14 protein-coding genes are annotated in these 14,605 nt (G+C 74.4%); 7 read left to right on the plus strand and 7 right to left on the minus strand.

Going from position 1 to position 14,605, the window contains the following annotated elements; genetic code table 11:
- Positions 1 to 123: 123 nt before the first annotated feature.
- On the minus strand, positions 124 to 939 hold the full coding sequence (locus tag ACWD5Q_RS26185; protein ID WP_451429491.1) for a class I SAM-dependent methyltransferase: 816 nt from the start codon (positions 937 to 939) through the stop codon (positions 124 to 126).
- A gap of 198 nt (positions 940 to 1,137) precedes the next feature.
- On the opposite strand from ACWD5Q_RS26185, the gene ACWD5Q_RS26190 reads away from it, so the two are divergent.
- A complete protein-coding gene (locus tag ACWD5Q_RS26190) occupies positions 1,138 to 2,757 on the plus strand; it encodes an ABC-F family ATP-binding cassette domain-containing protein (protein ID WP_451429492.1) in 1,620 nt (539 codons plus the stop codon).
- Positions 2,758 to 2,861: 104 nt separating this feature from the next.
- Here ACWD5Q_RS26190 and ACWD5Q_RS26195 read toward each other — a convergent pair whose 3' ends face one another.
- Entirely contained in the window at positions 2,862 to 3,965 is a 1,104-nt protein-coding gene (locus ACWD5Q_RS26195) for a baeRF2 domain-containing protein (RefSeq protein ID WP_451429493.1), read from the minus strand.
- 87 nt (positions 3,966 to 4,052) lie between these two features.
- Here ACWD5Q_RS26195 and ACWD5Q_RS26200 point away from each other — a divergent pair, with 87 nt between their 5' ends.
- Positions 4,053 to 4,316, plus strand: a complete 264-nt coding sequence (locus ACWD5Q_RS26200; RefSeq protein ID WP_451429494.1) for a DUF6158 family protein — start codon at positions 4,053 to 4,055, stop codon at positions 4,314 to 4,316.
- Positions 4,317 to 4,411: 95 nt separating this feature from the next.
- Here ACWD5Q_RS26200 and ACWD5Q_RS26205 read toward each other — a convergent pair whose 3' ends face one another.
- The 3 genes from ACWD5Q_RS26205 to ACWD5Q_RS26215 all read right to left on the minus strand — a co-directional run bounded on the left by ACWD5Q_RS26205 (position 4,412) and on the right by ACWD5Q_RS26215 (position 7,367).
- Positions 4,412 to 4,942, minus strand: a complete 531-nt coding sequence (locus ACWD5Q_RS26205; RefSeq protein ID WP_451429495.1) for a type 1 glutamine amidotransferase domain-containing protein — start codon at positions 4,940 to 4,942, stop codon at positions 4,412 to 4,414.
- Between the two features lie 250 nt (positions 4,943 to 5,192).
- Complete coding sequence (locus ACWD5Q_RS26210; protein WP_451429496.1) at positions 5,193 to 5,564, minus strand: DUF2795 domain-containing protein; 372 nt, start codon at positions 5,562 to 5,564, stop codon at positions 5,193 to 5,195.
- 462 nt (positions 5,565 to 6,026) lie between these two features.
- Positions 6,027 to 7,367, minus strand: a complete 1,341-nt coding sequence (locus ACWD5Q_RS26215) for a hypothetical protein (protein ID WP_451429497.1) — start codon at positions 7,365 to 7,367, stop codon at positions 6,027 to 6,029.
- 54 nt (positions 7,368 to 7,421) lie between these two features.
- Between ACWD5Q_RS26215 and ACWD5Q_RS26220 the strand changes: the two genes are divergently transcribed.
- The 3 genes from ACWD5Q_RS26220 (at position 7,422) to ACWD5Q_RS26230 (ending at position 10,253) form a co-directional block, all read left to right on the plus strand.
- Positions 7,422 to 7,748, plus strand: coding sequence for a hypothetical protein (locus ACWD5Q_RS26220; protein WP_451429498.1), 327 nt, complete (start codon positions 7,422 to 7,424; stop codon positions 7,746 to 7,748).
- 181 nt (positions 7,749 to 7,929) lie between these two features.
- Positions 7,930 to 9,177, plus strand: coding sequence for an aminotransferase class I/II-fold pyridoxal phosphate-dependent enzyme (locus tag ACWD5Q_RS26225; RefSeq protein ID WP_451429499.1), 1,248 nt, complete (start codon positions 7,930 to 7,932; stop codon positions 9,175 to 9,177).
- Entirely contained in the window at positions 9,174 to 10,253 is a 1,080-nt protein-coding gene (locus tag ACWD5Q_RS26230) for an MBL fold metallo-hydrolase (protein WP_451429500.1), read from the plus strand. The genes ACWD5Q_RS26225 and ACWD5Q_RS26230 overlap by 4 nt, the downstream gene beginning before the upstream one ends.
- Before the next feature lie 10 nt (positions 10,254 to 10,263).
- On the opposite strand, the gene ACWD5Q_RS26235 is transcribed toward ACWD5Q_RS26230, so the two are convergent.
- Both ACWD5Q_RS26235 and ACWD5Q_RS26240 read right to left on the minus strand, forming a co-directional pair.
- Entirely contained in the window at positions 10,264 to 10,887 is a 624-nt protein-coding gene (locus ACWD5Q_RS26235; protein WP_451429501.1) for a DedA family protein, read from the minus strand.
- 115 nt (positions 10,888 to 11,002) lie between these two features.
- A complete protein-coding gene (locus tag ACWD5Q_RS26240; protein ID WP_451429502.1) occupies positions 11,003 to 11,779 on the minus strand; it encodes an MBL fold metallo-hydrolase in 777 nt (258 codons plus the stop codon).
- A gap of 84 nt (positions 11,780 to 11,863) precedes the next feature.
- On the opposite strand from ACWD5Q_RS26240, the gene ACWD5Q_RS26245 reads away from it, so the two are divergent.
- Together ACWD5Q_RS26245 and ACWD5Q_RS26250 are read left to right on the plus strand one after the other, a co-directional pair.
- On the plus strand, positions 11,864 to 12,316 hold the full coding sequence (locus ACWD5Q_RS26245; RefSeq protein ID WP_451429503.1) for a hypothetical protein: 453 nt from the start codon (positions 11,864 to 11,866) through the stop codon (positions 12,314 to 12,316).
- 158 nt (positions 12,317 to 12,474) lie between these two features.
- Positions 12,475 to 14,592: an alkaline phosphatase family protein gene (locus ACWD5Q_RS26250; protein WP_451429504.1), complete on the plus strand. Its 2,118-nt coding sequence runs from the start codon at positions 12,475 to 12,477 to the stop codon at positions 14,590 to 14,592.
- Positions 14,593 to 14,605: the final 13 nt, after the last annotated feature.

Genomic DNA, 14,605 nt, shown 5'->3' on the forward strand with positions numbered 1-14,605 from the left:
CCGGTGATCACAGAGCGTCGCAACTCCATGATCGCCCAGACCTGTGCCTGCCTTGCTGTCGCGACTGCCTCGTGCCGCCTATCTGCGCGGCCTCTAAGGCCCGAGGAACCCGAAGTCCGGGAATCAGACGTCCTTTCGGCACAGAATTTCTCCGTGCAGCACCGCGAACCAGCCGTCCGCGTGCCGCCCCCATTCCCGCCAGGCCCGGGACACGGCCGCCAGTTGCTCCGCAGTCGCATGACGGCCCTCGGTGACGCGGTCGGCGTACGCGGAGGCGAGCGTGCGGTCCGCCCACAGCCCGCTCCACCAGTCCCGCTCCTGCGGCGTGGCGAAGGTCCAGGTGCTGGAGGTCGCCCTGACGTCTCGGAGGCCGGCCCGCAACGCCCATGACCGCAGTCGCCGCCCGGCGTCGGGCTCGCCCCCGTTCGCGCGGGCGACCCGCCGGTACAGCTCCAGCCAGTCCTCCAGGCCCTCGGATGCCGGGTACCAGGCCATCGCCGCGTAGTCGGCGTCGCGCACGGCGATGAATCCGCCCGGACGGGTGACCCGGTGCATCTCGCGCAGCGCCTGCACCGGGTCGCCCACGTGCTGGAGCACCTGGTGTGCGTGGACCACACAGAAGGTGTCGTCCGGGTAGGTGAGCGCGTGCACGTCCGCGACCGCGAAGTCGATGTTGGTGAGGCCGCGGGCGGCGGCCGTGTCCCGGGCCTGCTCCAGGATCTCCGGCGCGCGGTCGACGCCGGTGACATGGCCGTCGGGGACCAGCTCCGCCAGGTCCGCGGTGATGGTGCCGGGACCGCAGCCGATGTCCAGGATCCGCATGTGCGGCTTGAGCGAGTCGAGAAGGTACGCCGCGGAGTTGGCGGCGGTCCGCCAGGTGTGCGAGCGCAGCACCGACTCGTGGTGGCCGTGCGTGTAGACGGCGGTCTCCTTCGGCATGCCCGTCCTCTTCTCCTCGTACGGGTGGGGTGCCGCCCTGCGGATTTCGCCGTGGAGCGGTACGCATCACCGTAGGCGCTCATGCCGAATAATGAGACCTGCGTCTTGCCAGTCGGACGGGTTCGGGGGGTCGGTCCGGGCCGGTGCCGGGCGTTATCCGGTTGCCCGGTCCCGTCGTGGCCGTCCACAATGCGCCGCATGGGTCATCTGGAAGCCGCGCACCTCGAGTACTACCTCCCGGACGGGAGGGCGCTGCTCGGCGATGTGTCCTTCCGGGTCGGCGAAGGCGCCGTCGCCGCCCTCGTCGGGCCCAACGGGGCCGGGAAGACCACCCTGCTGCGGCTGCTCTCCGGTGAGCTGAAGCCCCACGGCGGGACCGTCACCACCAGCGGCGGGCTGGGTGTGATGCGCCAGTTCGTGGGGTCCGTACGGGACGAGACGACCGTGCGGGACCTCCTGGTCTCGGTCGCTCCGCCCCGTATCCGCGAGGCCGCCCGCGCCGTGGACGCCGCCGAGCACGCCGTCATGACCGTCGACGACGAGGCCGCCCAGCTCCGGTACGCGCAGGCCCTCGCCGACTGGGCCGAGGTGCGCGGCTACGAGGCGGAGACGCTCTGGGACATGTGCACCATGGCAGCGCTCGCCATCCCGTACGAGAAGGCCCAGTGGCGCCAGGTCCGCACCCTCTCCGGCGGCGAGCAGAAGCGGCTCGTCCTGGAGGCGCTGCTGCGCGGCACCGACGAGGTCCTGCTCCTCGACGAGCCCGACAACTACCTCGACGTACCCGGGAAGCGATGGCTGGAGGAGCGGCTCGCGGAGACCCGCAAGACCGTCCTGTTCGTCTCCCACGACCGGGAACTGCTGGCCCGCGCCGCGCAGCGGATCGTGTCACTCGAACCGGGTCCCGCCGGCGCCGACGCCTGGCTGCACGGCGGCGGCTTCGCCACGTACGACGAGGCCCGGCGTGAACGCTTCGCCCGCTTCGAGGAGTTGCGCCGACGCTGGGACGAGAAGCACGCACAGCTGAAGAAGCTGGTCCTGAATCTGCGTCAGGCCGCGACCGTCAGCCATGAGCTGGCGTCCCGCTACCAGGCCGCCCAGACCCGGCTGCGGAAGTTCGAGGAGGCCGGACCGCCGCCCGAGCCGCCGCGCGAGCAGGACATCAGAATGCGGCTCAAGGGCGGCCGAACCGGCGTCCGGGCCGTCACCTGCGCGGGGCTCGAACTGACGGGCCTCATGAAGGCCTTCGACCTGGAGGTCTTCTACGGCGAGCGCGTCGCGGTCCTCGGCTCCAACGGCTCCGGGAAGTCGCACTTCCTGCGGCTGCTCGCGGGCGGTGATGTGGCCCACGCGGGGCAGTGGCGGCTCGGGGCACGCGTCGTGCCCGGACACTTCGCCCAGACCCACGCGCACCCCGAACTTCAGGGCCGTACGCTCCTCGACATCCTGTGGCGCGAACACGCCCAGGACCGGGGCGCGGCCATGTCCCGGCTGCGTCGCTACGAGCTGACCGGGCAGGCCGAGCAGACCTTCGACCGGCTCTCCGGCGGACAGCAGGCCCGCTTCCAGATCCTGCTGCTGGAACTTCAGGGGGTGACGGCCCTGCTGCTCGACGAGCCGACGGACAACCTGGACCTGGAGTCCGCCGAGGCGCTCCAGAAGGGCCTGGAGGGGTTCGAGGGCACGGTCCTCGCGGTGACCCACGACCGATGGTTCGCCCGCTCGTTCGACCGCTATCTGGTCTTCGGCAGCGACGGCCGGCTCCGCGAGACGCCGGAACCGGTGTGGGACGAGCGGCGGGTGGAGCGGGCGCGGTAGGAGCGTGTGCCGTGGCGCACGTCGTGGCGGGCGGGCGCCGCGGAAACGTGCGCCCGGTGCGTCTCGGGCCCCGGGCGTACCGGGGACCTGGCGCGCAATGTCGGCTAGGACCAGCGCAGCAACGCCCCCACGCCGCCCACCGGTACGTCCGCCGTCGCCGCCGTCACCGACACGGCCTCCGCCCGCGTCTCCACCACGGAGCGCACCAGGGCGTCGTCCGCGCGGACCGGCCAGGTGTGCCGCTCGCCCCGTGCCCTGAGGTCCTTGCGGCGCATCGCGAGCTGGTCCGGGTCCTCGCCGACCCACACCTCCCGACCGGTGTCCGGGCCGTCCGGCCGGATCAGGAGTTCGTCGATCCGGTGTTCGCGTGCCGCCTCGACGACCGCGGACACGCCCTCGACCGCGCGCGCCTGTCCCTCCTCGTCCGGTGCCAGGGCCGCCAGGAACCGCTCCAGCTCCTCGTCCGCCCGCCGGCGCACATGCGCGTTCCGGATCCGCTCCACGTCCTCGTCCAGCAGCCGGCTGCCCACGCCGTGCGAGGCCTCGGCCACCCGGTTCCTCAGCCGTCGCGGCAGCCGCTCCCGCACGGCGCGTCGCTCACGCTGCTCGCCGACGAGGATCACCAGATCGGCACGGGTCTCCTCCTCGCAGACGGCGAGCGCGTCCGCGATCTCCGCCGCGTTGTGCTCCCAGGTGTTCTCCACCCGTAGCTGGAAGTGCCGCACCGACCAGTCCGAGGTGCCCGCCTGGTGCAGCGGCCACTGCTGCCCGGTCACCGGCCCGGCCTCCCCGCTGCCCAGCGCCCCGCGCAGCTCGAATTCGGCGCCCTTGCGGTCGATGTACGCCACCACGCACACCGGGTCCTCGCCGGCCAGCTCCAGCAGCGGCGCCGTATGGGGCAGCGGCGACCAGTGGGCCGAGGAGCCGGGCGGGGCGGCGACCAGGGGCGGATCCAGGACCACCTCGCCCGCACGGGCGAACATGGCCCTCCCGTACGGCTCGGGCGAGTGGCGCAGGTCCTCGACCGCCTCCCGCACGGCCCTGCACGTGGGCTCGTCCGCGCCCTGCCCGGCCAGCCACCGGGCGAGGGCCTGGGCGGTCAGGGAGAAGTCATGGGGGGTGGACTCGGTGTGCCGGGAGGTGTCGACGTATACGGAGGCCCAGGGGCCGGGATGTTCGTACAGTGGATGGAGGAACGCGAGATCCATGGCTCCCTCCCGGATGCTGCTCGGGGTAGTGCCTTTCCGGGCGGGTACCCGGACCACACCGAGGAACACGACGAGCGGGGTGCCACCATGACCGGAGTCGACCCGGGCCGGCTGACCGACCAGCAGCTCATGAAGGAGCTGCAGACGATCCACCGCACCCGTCACGACACGCTGCTGCACGGTTCGAACGACGCGCTGCGGGCGCACAACGACCGCATGGCACAGCTGGAGGGCGAGTACCTGCGCCGCCATCCCCGCCGCCCGGTCGTGGCGAGCCGGACCCGCAACGGGGCACGGGAACGGGGGGCGGCCGACATCGGGCCGTGCAGGGGAGCCGAACCGGCTCGGTGAACTCGCGCCCCGCGCCGACCGCCGCGCGTCCCCCGCCTCGTGCCGGCCGCCCCGGGCCACGGTGGCCGACCGGACTCCGTCCGGCTTCCTGAGTGCTAACCGCCGAACTCCGTCAGGATCGCCTCGTCGAAGGCCTTCAGGTCGTCCGGCTTGCGGCTGGTGATCAGCTTGTTCTGGCCCTGGTCGATCCGCACCTGCTCGTCCACCCAGGTACCGCCGGCGTTGCGGATGTCCGTCCGCAGGCTCGGCCACGACGTCAGGGTCCGGCCCCGTACGACATCCGCCTCGACCAGGGTCCAGGGCGCGTGGCAGATAGCGGCGACCGGACGGCCCTGCTGGAAGAAGGACCGGACGAAAGAGACGGCCCGCTCGTCCATCCGCAGGAAGTCCGGATTGGCCACGCCACCCGGCAGGACCAGCCCGTCGAAGGACTCGGCCTCCACCTGGCCGACGACCGCGTCCACCGGGAAGGTGTCCGCCTTGTCGAGGTGGTGGAACGCCTGGATGCGGCCCGGCTTCGTCGACACCAGGACCGGCTCGTGACCGGCGTCCGACACCGCCTTCCACGGGTCGGTGAGTTCGACCTGCTCCACGCCCTCGGGCGCGGTCAGGAACGCGATACGCATGATGTTCACCGTCCTTTCTCCGCCTCCGCGCACCCTGCGGCCTCGGGCACCGCGGTCCCGGCCAACTGCACGCACGGCAGAAGAGGGTTGACCTCGTAGCACCCGTCCGGCGCTGGTCATCCGCCCGGGCGGGGGAGCTCGGCCATCCGTTGTGGTTCATTCCCGGGTCCCCCGGCCGTCGCGGGGCACCTCAGCGGGACCACGCCCGCAGTACCCCCCAGCCGGGGACCCATGCCTTCCCCGCGATGCCTCATGCCTCCACGACGGCCTCGGCGAGCTGCTGGGCGTTGGCGTAGCGCGCCGAGCGCGGAAGCCGCGCCACGGTCTCGACGAGCGTGTCCGGGGCGTGGCTGCGGCGCAGGGCCTCGATCAGGTCGTCCCGGCGCGCCGGGAAGGCCGTACGGCCCAGGATCCGTGCGAACTCGTAGCGCACGTCGGCCACCGAGCGTGCGCCGCCCGGAACCGCCGGACCGCCCCAGACCGCCGGGTCGTCGTCGGCGCTCGGCTCGGGGTCGTGCCACTCCTCGGTCCGCGTCGGGTGACCGGACCGCAGCAGCCCTTGCAGTTCGTGCTTCATCTCGTCGTCGCGGTGAACGTTCAGCCGGTCGCTGCCTCGCTGCATGACTCCCTCCAGAGTTCGGGGGTGGCAGTCGCGTACCCGGTGGGTGGCGATCGACACGGAAACCCGGCAGGCGGTCGGCCGCCCGGGCGGCCCGGGGTGCGGGGTGAGTGCCGCGGAGGCGGCGGGGCAGGCGATGCAGCGCGCCACCGCCGGAGGGGGAGCCGGCCTCGCGGCTCGGCCTGCCTGCGGACGCGCGGGCGTCACCCGCGCGGAGGTCCCGGTCGCGCGAATGGGGCACGGCCGCGCGCGGGCCGGGGCCGGGCGGGCTGTCATGGGCTTTGCGAGGGCACGGCCGCCGTGTCCAGCAGGCCCCCCGCCGAAGGAGCACCTATGCGTCGTAGTGCACGCGTCCTGTCCGCCACCGCTCTGGCCGGTGCCGCCCTGGGCGCGGTCGGCCCGTCCGCGGTCGCCTTGGGCGCGATCACCCCGGTCACGTCCGCCGACCCCGCCGCCGACCTCACCTCACGCTCCGCGGGACCCGGCGGCACGGCCACGGTCCCGGTCTCCTGCGACTCGGCCGACGACCTCGACGGCTCCGACGACTCCGACGGCCCGGACAGCCCCGACGACCCGGACGACTTCGACGGCCCGGACAGCCCTGACGGTCTCGGTGGCTACGGCGGCAACGACGCGTCCCGTGGCCGCGCCGGCACGCCGACCGGGCGGGGCGAGGGCGGCGCGGGCGTCCGGTACGGCGGTACGGCGCGGATTCGGGCCGGCGCGTCCGCCTCCGGCGGCGGTACCGCCGCCGATGCCCGTGACGGGCTGGGGGGCGTGGACGGACGGTGCCCGGGGGACCCCGGCGGCGAGAGGCCGTGGGACACCGCGTCCACGGACACCGGCGACGGCAGCCCCCGCCGGACGGACGGCCGGGACCAGCCGCTGGTACGGCGGCAGCCGGAGACCCGGCCGGAGCAGCAGGGCCACACCAGACCGAGACCGCAAGGGGAGTACCTGGACGGGCTGCCGGGGGAGGGCGGGGTCCAGCGGCCCGGGCGGCAGTACGGGGAGGGCAGGCGGCCGGGGGGTGGCGAGGCGCCGCAGTCCGGGCGGCAGCCGGGCGGGACGCTGGACGACGGGCCGGGGTGGCAGGCGGACGAGGGCCGGTACGAGGGGCCGGGGCGGCAGCAGGGGCTGGGCGGGCGGCGGGAGGATGGCGAGGCACAGCAGTTCGGACGGCGGCCGGGCGACAGCGAGGCGCCGCAGTACGGACGGCGGCCGGGCGACAGCGAGGCGCCGCAGTACGGACGGCGGCCGGGCGACAGCGAGGCGCCACAGTACGGACGGCAGCCGGGCGGGCACGAAGCACAGCAGTACGGGCGGCAGCCGGGCGGGGAGCTGGACGACGGGTCGGGGTGGGAGCCGGATGAGGGCCGGTACACCGGGCCGGTCTCCCGGCCGGACGGGGGCCGCTACGAGGGGCTGAGCTTGCAGCAGGGGCGGGGGCAGGGGCAGGGCAGGCGGCCGGGCCAGATCCAGGATGACGGGTCGGGGTGCCTGCAAGGTCAGGGTCAGGTCGGCGGCGATGAGGCGGGGCGTTTGCAGGGCCGGGGTCAGGTCGGCGGCGATGAGGTGGGGCGTTTGCAGGGCCGGGGTCAGGTCGGCGGCGATGAGGTGGGGCGCCTGCAAGGCCCGGGTCGAGTCAGCGGCGATGGGGTGGAGCGGCAGCAGGATCAGGGTCGAGTCAGCGGCGATGGGGTGGAGCGGCAGCAGGATCAGGGTCGAGTCAGCGGCGATGGGGCGGAGCGGCAGCAGGATCAGGGTCAGGGCCAGGTGAGCGGCGACGGTCAGGGGCGCGGGCAAGGTCCGAGCCAGGCCCGTGGCGACGGTCAGGGACGCCGGCAAGGACCGGGTCAGGTGAGCGGCGACGGTCAGGGGCGCGGGCAAGCTCCGGGCCAGGCCCGTGGCGACGGTCAGGGGCGGCAGCAGGAGCCGGGACGAGGCAGGCAGCCGGGAGAGGCTCGAAAGGACGGGCCTGGGCAGCAGCAAGGGGCGCGAGGGCAGGGGGACAACGGCGACCGACCGCCGGTCGGGTCCCCGCACGGGGTCCACGCGGGCCTGGGCGGCTCCTTCACCGGCTCCGTCCCCGCGCTCGTCGTCGGCGGCCTGCTGATCGCGGGCGCGCTCGCCGCCGCCCTGCACCGGGTCTGGCCGCGCCGCGCCCGGTCGCGGCTGAACCCGTGATCCGTTGAACCCGGCCGAACGCCCATGATCGGCTCGAACCTTGGGTACTCAGATCCCTGGGGCACCACCAGCCCCGTAGGGGAACAGGGGTACGCCGGGCCGGGGTGCCGGTCGGCCGGGCAGCGGGTGCCCGTGGCGAGCCGGGACCGGGGACGGCATCAGGGACTGCGCGGAGGCACGCATGCGGCGGACGGATCCGGAAGGGCACGGCCCCGTCCGTTACGGCCCGTCCTTGCCCGGCCATGGACTGCCCCTCCTGCCCGCGCTGTCCACCGCGCTCGTCCACGCCGCGGGCCACGACGGCGCCGAGCCCACCGGCGGCGTGCCCGGACTGCCCGGCGCCGCCTGCGGCTACTTCGCACGACGCGGACTGCCCGTCCGGCCCGACGAGGTGGCCGCCGCGCCCGGCGCCGCCTCCCTGCTTCTCGCCATCACCGCCGCGCTCGGCGGTGACGTACTCGTCCCGCGGCCCTGCGCCGCCTGGTGGATGCCCGAGGTCAGGGCGCTCGGACGGGCCGTGTTCCCGGTGGCGACACCCGCCGAGTGCGGCGGCGTCCCCGACCCGTACGCCCTCCTGGAGACCGTACGCAGGATCCGCGCCGAAGGCGGCAACCCACGGCTGCTGGTGCTCGCGGTCGCCGACGACCCGACCGCCACCGTGGCGCCGCCCGAGCTGGTGCACGAGACCGTGGAGGCCGCCGCCGGGGAGGGGCTCCACCTGGTGAGCGACGAGACATGGCGCGACACCGTGCACCGGCGGCACGACACCGTGCTGCTCAGCCCCGCCGAGATGCTGCCCGAACGGGTCACCGTGGTCACCGACCTCGCCGGAGCCTTCCTGCCGACGGGCTGGCCCGCGGCCGTCGCCCGCTTCCCGGCCACCGCCGACGGCGCCGGGCTGCGCGCCCGCGTCCTCGACGTGCTCACCGCCCTCGGTGCCCGCATCGCAGACCCGGTCGCCGCCGCGGCCGCGTACGCCCTCGACGAGCCCCCCGAGATCGCGCAACGCCTCGGCGCCGGTATCGCGCTGCACGCGCGCGTGGCCGACGCCATGCACCGGACCGTGGTGTCCGCGGGCGCCCTCGCCCGCCCCCCGCAGGCGGGGCGCCACCTCTACGCCGACCTCGACCCGCTGCGCCCCGCGCTCGGCGCGCACGGCGTCGGCGACGCCCAGGAGCTGGAGGACTTCCTCACCGCCCGGCTCGGTATGCCCGTGCCCGGCGGGCACCGCTTCGGCGACGACCTGGCGGCGCTCCGCGTCCGGCTGTCCACCGGCCCGCTCCTCGGCACGACCGCCGAGGAACGCATCCAGTCCCTTCTTTCCCCCGCGCCGTTGGAACTGCCACATCTGCAACGCGCGTTGGACCTCCTGGGATCGGTCTTCGACGATCTACGCGACGACGCTCAGCGATGGGAGCCTCCTCGATGACGCAGCAGTCCGAGCCGGCCGCGAGCCCCGCTCCGGGGTATCAGAACCGGGGTGAGCCGATGCCCGCCTCCCTGCTGAGCGTGGTCCCCGGGCCGCCGGCCGCGATCCCACCGCTCGCCGAACCCCGTCCGCTCGGCGAGCGCCGTCTGTGGCCCCGCTCCTTCGCCGACCGGCTCACCGCACCCCTGCCCGGCTTCAAGGCCATGGCCCGCTTCGCCCGCGAGGGCGCGGTGCGGCCCGGGCCCGAGGGGCTCAGAGACATCCCGCTGCTGCCGTACGAACCGGAGCCGCTGCCCGCGGCCGGCACGGGCACGATCGCCGCCTCCTGGGCGGGGCACGCCAGTTGGGTGGTGCGCATCGGCGGGCTGACCGTCCTCACCGACCCCGTCTGGTCCCGGCGCATCCTCGGCACGCCGGCCCGGATCACCCCCGTCGGCATCGCCTGGGGCGCCCTGCCCCCCATCGACGCCGTCGTGATCAGCCACAACCACTACGACCATCTGGACGCCCCGACCCTGCTCCGGCTCCCGGTCACGACACCGGTGTTCGTACCGGCCGGGCTCGCCCCGTGGTTCCGGCGGCGCCGGTTCACCTGTGTCACCGAGCTGGACTGGTGGGAGGGCGCCGAACTCGGCGGCGTCCGCTTCGACTTCGTCCCCGCCCACCACTGGTCCAAGCGGACCCTGACCGACACCTGCCGTTCCCTGTGGGGCGGTTGGATCATGACGGCGCCCGACGGACGGCGCGTGTACTTCGCGGGCGACACGGGGTACGGCCACTGGTTCGAGCGGATCGGCCGCCGCTATCCGGGGATCGACCTGGCGCTCATGCCGATCGGTGCCTACGACCCGCGATGGTGGCTCCGCGACGTCCACTGCGACCCGGAGGAGGCGGTGCGGGCGACGGCCGACCTCGGCGCGCGCCGGATGGCGCCCATGCACTGGGGCACGTTCGTGCTGTCGGCGGAGCCGGTCCTGGAACCGCTGACCCGGGTGCGGGTGGCCTGGGAGAAGGCGGGGCTGGCCCGTGAGCACCTGTGGGACATGCCGGTCGGGGCGTCCCGGGTGATGGACTGACAGCCGCCGCTCAGGAGGCGGCGGAGCGGCGCACCCGGTGCCAGACCCCCGGCGCCGCGCCGATCACGAGGGTCAGCACGACCGCCGCCACCACGCCCTCCCAGGGCTTCGAGAACAGGGAGCCGCCCAGGATGCCGATCAGCTGGTACGTCACGGCCCAGGCGAGGCAGGCCGGGGCGTCACCGCGGGCGAAGTCCCTGAGCGGCATCCCGGCCAGCAGACAGGCGAGCATCACCGGGATTCGGCCGGCCGGGACGAGCCGGGAGAGAGTGAGCACCGCGATGCCGTGGTCGTTCAGCTTCTGCTGGGCCTGAGCCAGCCGTTCCTCCGGGGCGCGGTCGCGGATCGTCTCCAGCCAGCGGGAGCCGTTCTTCGACCGCATGCCGCGCTGCCCCAGCCAGTAGAGCCCGACATCCCCGAGGAAGGCCGCGGCCGAGGAGACGACGAAGACCAGTGCGAGCGAGTACGGCGTGGTGTGATGGAAGGCCACCGCCGCCGCCGAGCTGACGAGGGCCCCCGTGGGCACGACCGGCACCAGGGCACCGATCAGCACCAGCAGGAACAGCGACGGATAACCCACCACCTGCTGTGCGGACTCCGGGGGCACGGCCCCGCTTGTGACGGCGGAGAACATCACCGGGCGCCCCCCGGGGTCGTGGGTATGCGACCGTCCGGGGTCGTGGGGGTGCGACCGTCCCCCGGACGCCCAGGAGCGCGCCCGGTCTCCCGGTGACGGCAGCCGGCGGCGGTCATCGGGTGGTTTCCAGTCGTACGCTCTCCCCGTGGGAGAGGAGGTGCACCGTGACCTCCGGCGCACGTTGTGCGGCGAGGCGCACGAACTCCTGGCCCGGCGTGTGGAATTCATGGGGGCGCACGGCGTCCATTCCGATCGGCCAGTACGTGCCGTAGTGCACCGGCACCGCACTGCGCGGCTTCAGCTCGGCCAGCGCCTGTGCCGCGCGCCCCGCGTCCAGATGCCCCTCCCCGAGGTAGGGTCCCCAGCCGCCGACCGGCAGCAGCGCCATGTCGACCGGCCCGACCTCCTCGGCCATCGACGGGAAAAGGCCCGTGTCCCCGGCGAAGTACGTCCGGGCCTCGCCCTCGACGACGAACCCCAGGGCGGGGGAGCGGTGCGGTCCCACCGGCAGCCGGCGTCCGTCGTGCCGCGCGGAGACGACCCGTACCACCAGGTCACCGACCTGCACCCGGTCGCCGGGCACGACCTCCGTGACCCGCAGCAGGCCGCCGAGCCGCCGCAGCCCCGGCATCTGTCCGGGGGCACCGCGCGGCACCAGCAGACGGGTGCCCGGGGCCAGCCGGGCCAGCGAGGGGACATGCAGATGGTCGGCGTGCAGATGCGACACCAGCGCCAGGTCCGCGACCGCCGCCTCGGGCGTCGGCGGGGCACCCCGGCGCCGCCGCAGATGAGCCAGGCGCCGTGCGAACAGAGGATCGGTCACCACCCGCACACCGGAGTCCTCGACCGTGCAGGTGGCGTGTCCCCACCATGTGATCTCCACCGGCACCCCATTGCCTCCTTCGCGCGACTCCCCCCGAGCCTACGGGCAGCGGTAGGGTCAGCGGCGAAACCCTGAGGTGAGGGGGACCCCATGGGAGACACGCACGGCACCTCCGGCACACGCGACGCCTCCGGCGCTCCGGCCACGGTCCGGGTCACGGCGATCGCCAGTCTGACGCCGCTGGAGGAGCTGGACGCGGACCCCTTCCTCGTCGACTCCCGCGGCCAGCACGCGATGTGCGCCCGCTGGGCGGCGGAGCGCGGCTATGTCGTGACCCGGGAACTGCTCGTCCGGGGGCTGCGCCCCGACCACAGCGCGCTGTGGTCGGACGTGGACGCGGGCCTGGTCGACCTGTTCGTCGCCCCGAGCCGCCGCGTTCTGGAGCGCGCCCTGTCCTCCGTGGAGGAGTTCACCGCCGAGTGCGCGCGGCGGGGTGTGCGCGTCGAGACGGTCGGCCACGCGGAACCGTCGTACGACGCCCAGATGAAGGCCCGCGTCCACCGCCGCCTCTCGATGCCGACCGCGGGCTACGACGGCCGCTGACCCGGCGCCCGGCCCGGTCCGTGCTCCGCGGGCCGCCCAGGATCCCGCCGCGCTCCGCGGGCCGTCCAGGCTCCCGCCACGCGTCCCGGACCGTTGTGACAAGGTGGGGGTGGCGGCTCCGCGGGGTGCGGGCGACGGGTCAGGACGTGAGGTGTGGTGTGGGGCGCGGGCGTTGGCGGAGCCTGATCAGCGCAGTGGGTCGGAGCATCACCGTGTGGGCCGCGTCCACCGTCACCCTGCTCGTCCTCTCCGGGATCCTCCCGGACTTCCGGCTGCAGTCCGCGGGCGGCGACAGCGCCACCCATATCGCCGTCACCGCCGCGGTCGGCGCCGGTGTCTTCGGTCTGCTGTCGTCCCTCGTGTGGCCCCTGCTCGTCCGGCTGCTGCTGCTCGTGCCCGCCTTCGTCCTCGGACTGCTCGTCTTCTTCCTCAACGGCTCCCTGCTGCTGATCGCCCTGCGCATCAACCCCTCCGGGCGCGGCGAGGCCGCGCCCGAGACCGCCGTGGTGGTCGCCGCCGTGATGTCCGCCGTCGCCTCGGCCACCGGCGGCGCCCTCGCCGTCCGGGACGACGACGCGTACCGCAGAAGGCTCCACCGGCTCGCCGACCGGCGGCGCGAACGCGCCCTGGAGCAGGCCGGACCGCTCACCCCCGGTGTCGTCTTCGTGCAACTCGACGGCGTCGGACACGATGTGCTGCGGGCAGCCGTCGGCAAGGGGCTGATGCCGACCCTCGCCTCCTGGCTCGCCCCGGCCGACGGCAGCGGCGCCTCCCACCGTCTCACCGCCTGGCGCACCGACTGGTCCAGCCAGACCGGCGCCAGCCAGCTCGGCATCCTGCACGGCTCCAACCACGACGTGCCGGCCTTCAGGTGGTACGAGAAGGAGAGCCGCGAGGTGATGGTCTGCAACCGGCCGACCAGCGCCGCCGAACTCCAGCGCCGCGCCATCGAGCGGACCGGTGACGGCGGGCTCCTCACCGTCGACGGCGCGAGCCGCGGCAACCTGTTCAGCGGCGGCGCCGACCAGCTCGCCCTGGTGCTGTCCGTCGCCGCGCGGCGCGGCCGGGAGAACCGCTCCCGGGCCGGGTACTTCGCCTACTTCAGCGATCCCGCCAACGCCGTGCGCACCGCCCTGTCGTTCGTCGCCGACGTCGGCCGCGAGATAGGGCAGTCCACCCGGGCCCGGCTCGGCAAGCAGCGGCCACGGGTCGCCCGTGGCGGCCTCTACCCCTTCGTCCGCGCCTTCGCCACGGTCGTCGAACGGGACGTCGTCGTGGCCGCGGTGATCGGCGACATGCTCGCCGGGCGCAGCGCGATCTACGCGGACCTGGTGGCGTACGACGAAGTGGCCCACCACTCCGGCCCGCACAGCCGCGACGCCGAGCAGGTCCTGCGGAGGCTGGACAGCTCGCTGGCGCTGCTGGCGCAGGTCGCCGAGCGCGCCCCGCGCACGTACCGGATCGTGGTGCTGTCCGACCACGGCCAGAGTCCCGGCGAGACCTTCCGGAACCGCTTCGGACACAGTCTCGGCGATCTGGTGCGGGCCGGCTGCGCACTGCCCGCGCCGCGCCGCGTCGGGGGAGTCCCCTCACGTGGTGAGCGGTGGGAGAGCACCCACAGCGGAGCCGAGGCGCGCGCGGCGGTACGGGCCGCGCTGCGCCGGCCGGTCGAGGAGAGCGGCGGGGGGCACCCGGCGACGCGCCACCGTTCCGAGCCCGTGGTGCTCGCCTCCGGCAACCTCGGACTCGTCTCCTTCCCGGACGTGCCGCACCGGATGAGCAAGGAGGAGATCGACCGACGGTATCCCGCGCTGCTGTCGACGCTCGCCGACCACCCCGGTGTCGGTTTCGTCCTCGTCCGCAGCGAGGAGCACGGCGGGGTGGTGCTGGGGGCGCACGGCGTGCTGATCCCGGTCGACCGGCTCGCCGACGGGACCGGTCCGCTGGCCGTCTTCGGCCCCGGCGCCGCCGACGCCGTACGCCGCACCCACTCGTTCCCGCACACCGCCGACATCATGGTCAACTCCTGGTACGACGCGACCACGGGCGAAGTCCTCGCCTTCGAGGAGCAGATCGGCTCGCACGGCGGACTCGGCGGCGCCCAGGGGCGGCCCTTCCTGCTGTGGCCGGGGACCCTGTCCGCACCGGCCGGGGACGGCGTCGAACTCGTCGGCGCCGAGCGGCTCCACCAGGTCTTCCGCCGCTGGCTGCGCGAGAGCGACGGCCCCCAAGTGCCGCTGACCGGACACGAGGACGAGGCGGAGCGCGCCGCCTGACCGCCGCGAGCGG

This window comes from Streptomyces sp. NPDC002513 (assembly GCF_053595355.1).

Excerpts from the sequence above, each read along its gene's own strand:
- ACWD5Q_RS26185 (WP_451429491.1), bottom strand. The coding sequence starts at position 939 with ATGCCGAAGGAGACCGCCGTCTACACGCACGGCCACCACGAGTCGGTG.
- ACWD5Q_RS26190 (WP_451429492.1), top strand. The coding sequence starts at position 1,138 with ATGGGTCATCTGGAAGCCGCGCACCTCGAGTACTACCTCCCGGACGGG.
- ACWD5Q_RS26195 (WP_451429493.1), bottom strand. The coding sequence starts at position 3,965 with ATGGATCTCGCGTTCCTCCATCCACTGTACGAACATCCCGGCCCCTGG.
- ACWD5Q_RS26200 (WP_451429494.1), top strand. The coding sequence starts at position 4,053 with ATGACCGGAGTCGACCCGGGCCGGCTGACCGACCAGCAGCTCATGAAG.
- ACWD5Q_RS26205 (WP_451429495.1), bottom strand. The coding sequence starts at position 4,942 with ATGCGTATCGCGTTCCTGACCGCGCCCGAGGGCGTGGAGCAGGTCGAA.
- ACWD5Q_RS26210 (WP_451429496.1), bottom strand. The coding sequence starts at position 5,564 with ATGCAGCGAGGCAGCGACCGGCTGAACGTTCACCGCGACGACGAGATG.
- ACWD5Q_RS26225 (WP_451429499.1), top strand. The coding sequence starts at position 7,930 with ATGCGGCGGACGGATCCGGAAGGGCACGGCCCCGTCCGTTACGGCCCG.
- ACWD5Q_RS26230 (WP_451429500.1), top strand. The coding sequence starts at position 9,174 with ATGACGCAGCAGTCCGAGCCGGCCGCGAGCCCCGCTCCGGGGTATCAG.
- ACWD5Q_RS26235 (WP_451429501.1), bottom strand. The coding sequence starts at position 10,887 with ATGTTCTCCGCCGTCACAAGCGGGGCCGTGCCCCCGGAGTCCGCACAG.
- ACWD5Q_RS26245 (WP_451429503.1), top strand. The coding sequence starts at position 11,864 with ATGGGAGACACGCACGGCACCTCCGGCACACGCGACGCCTCCGGCGCT.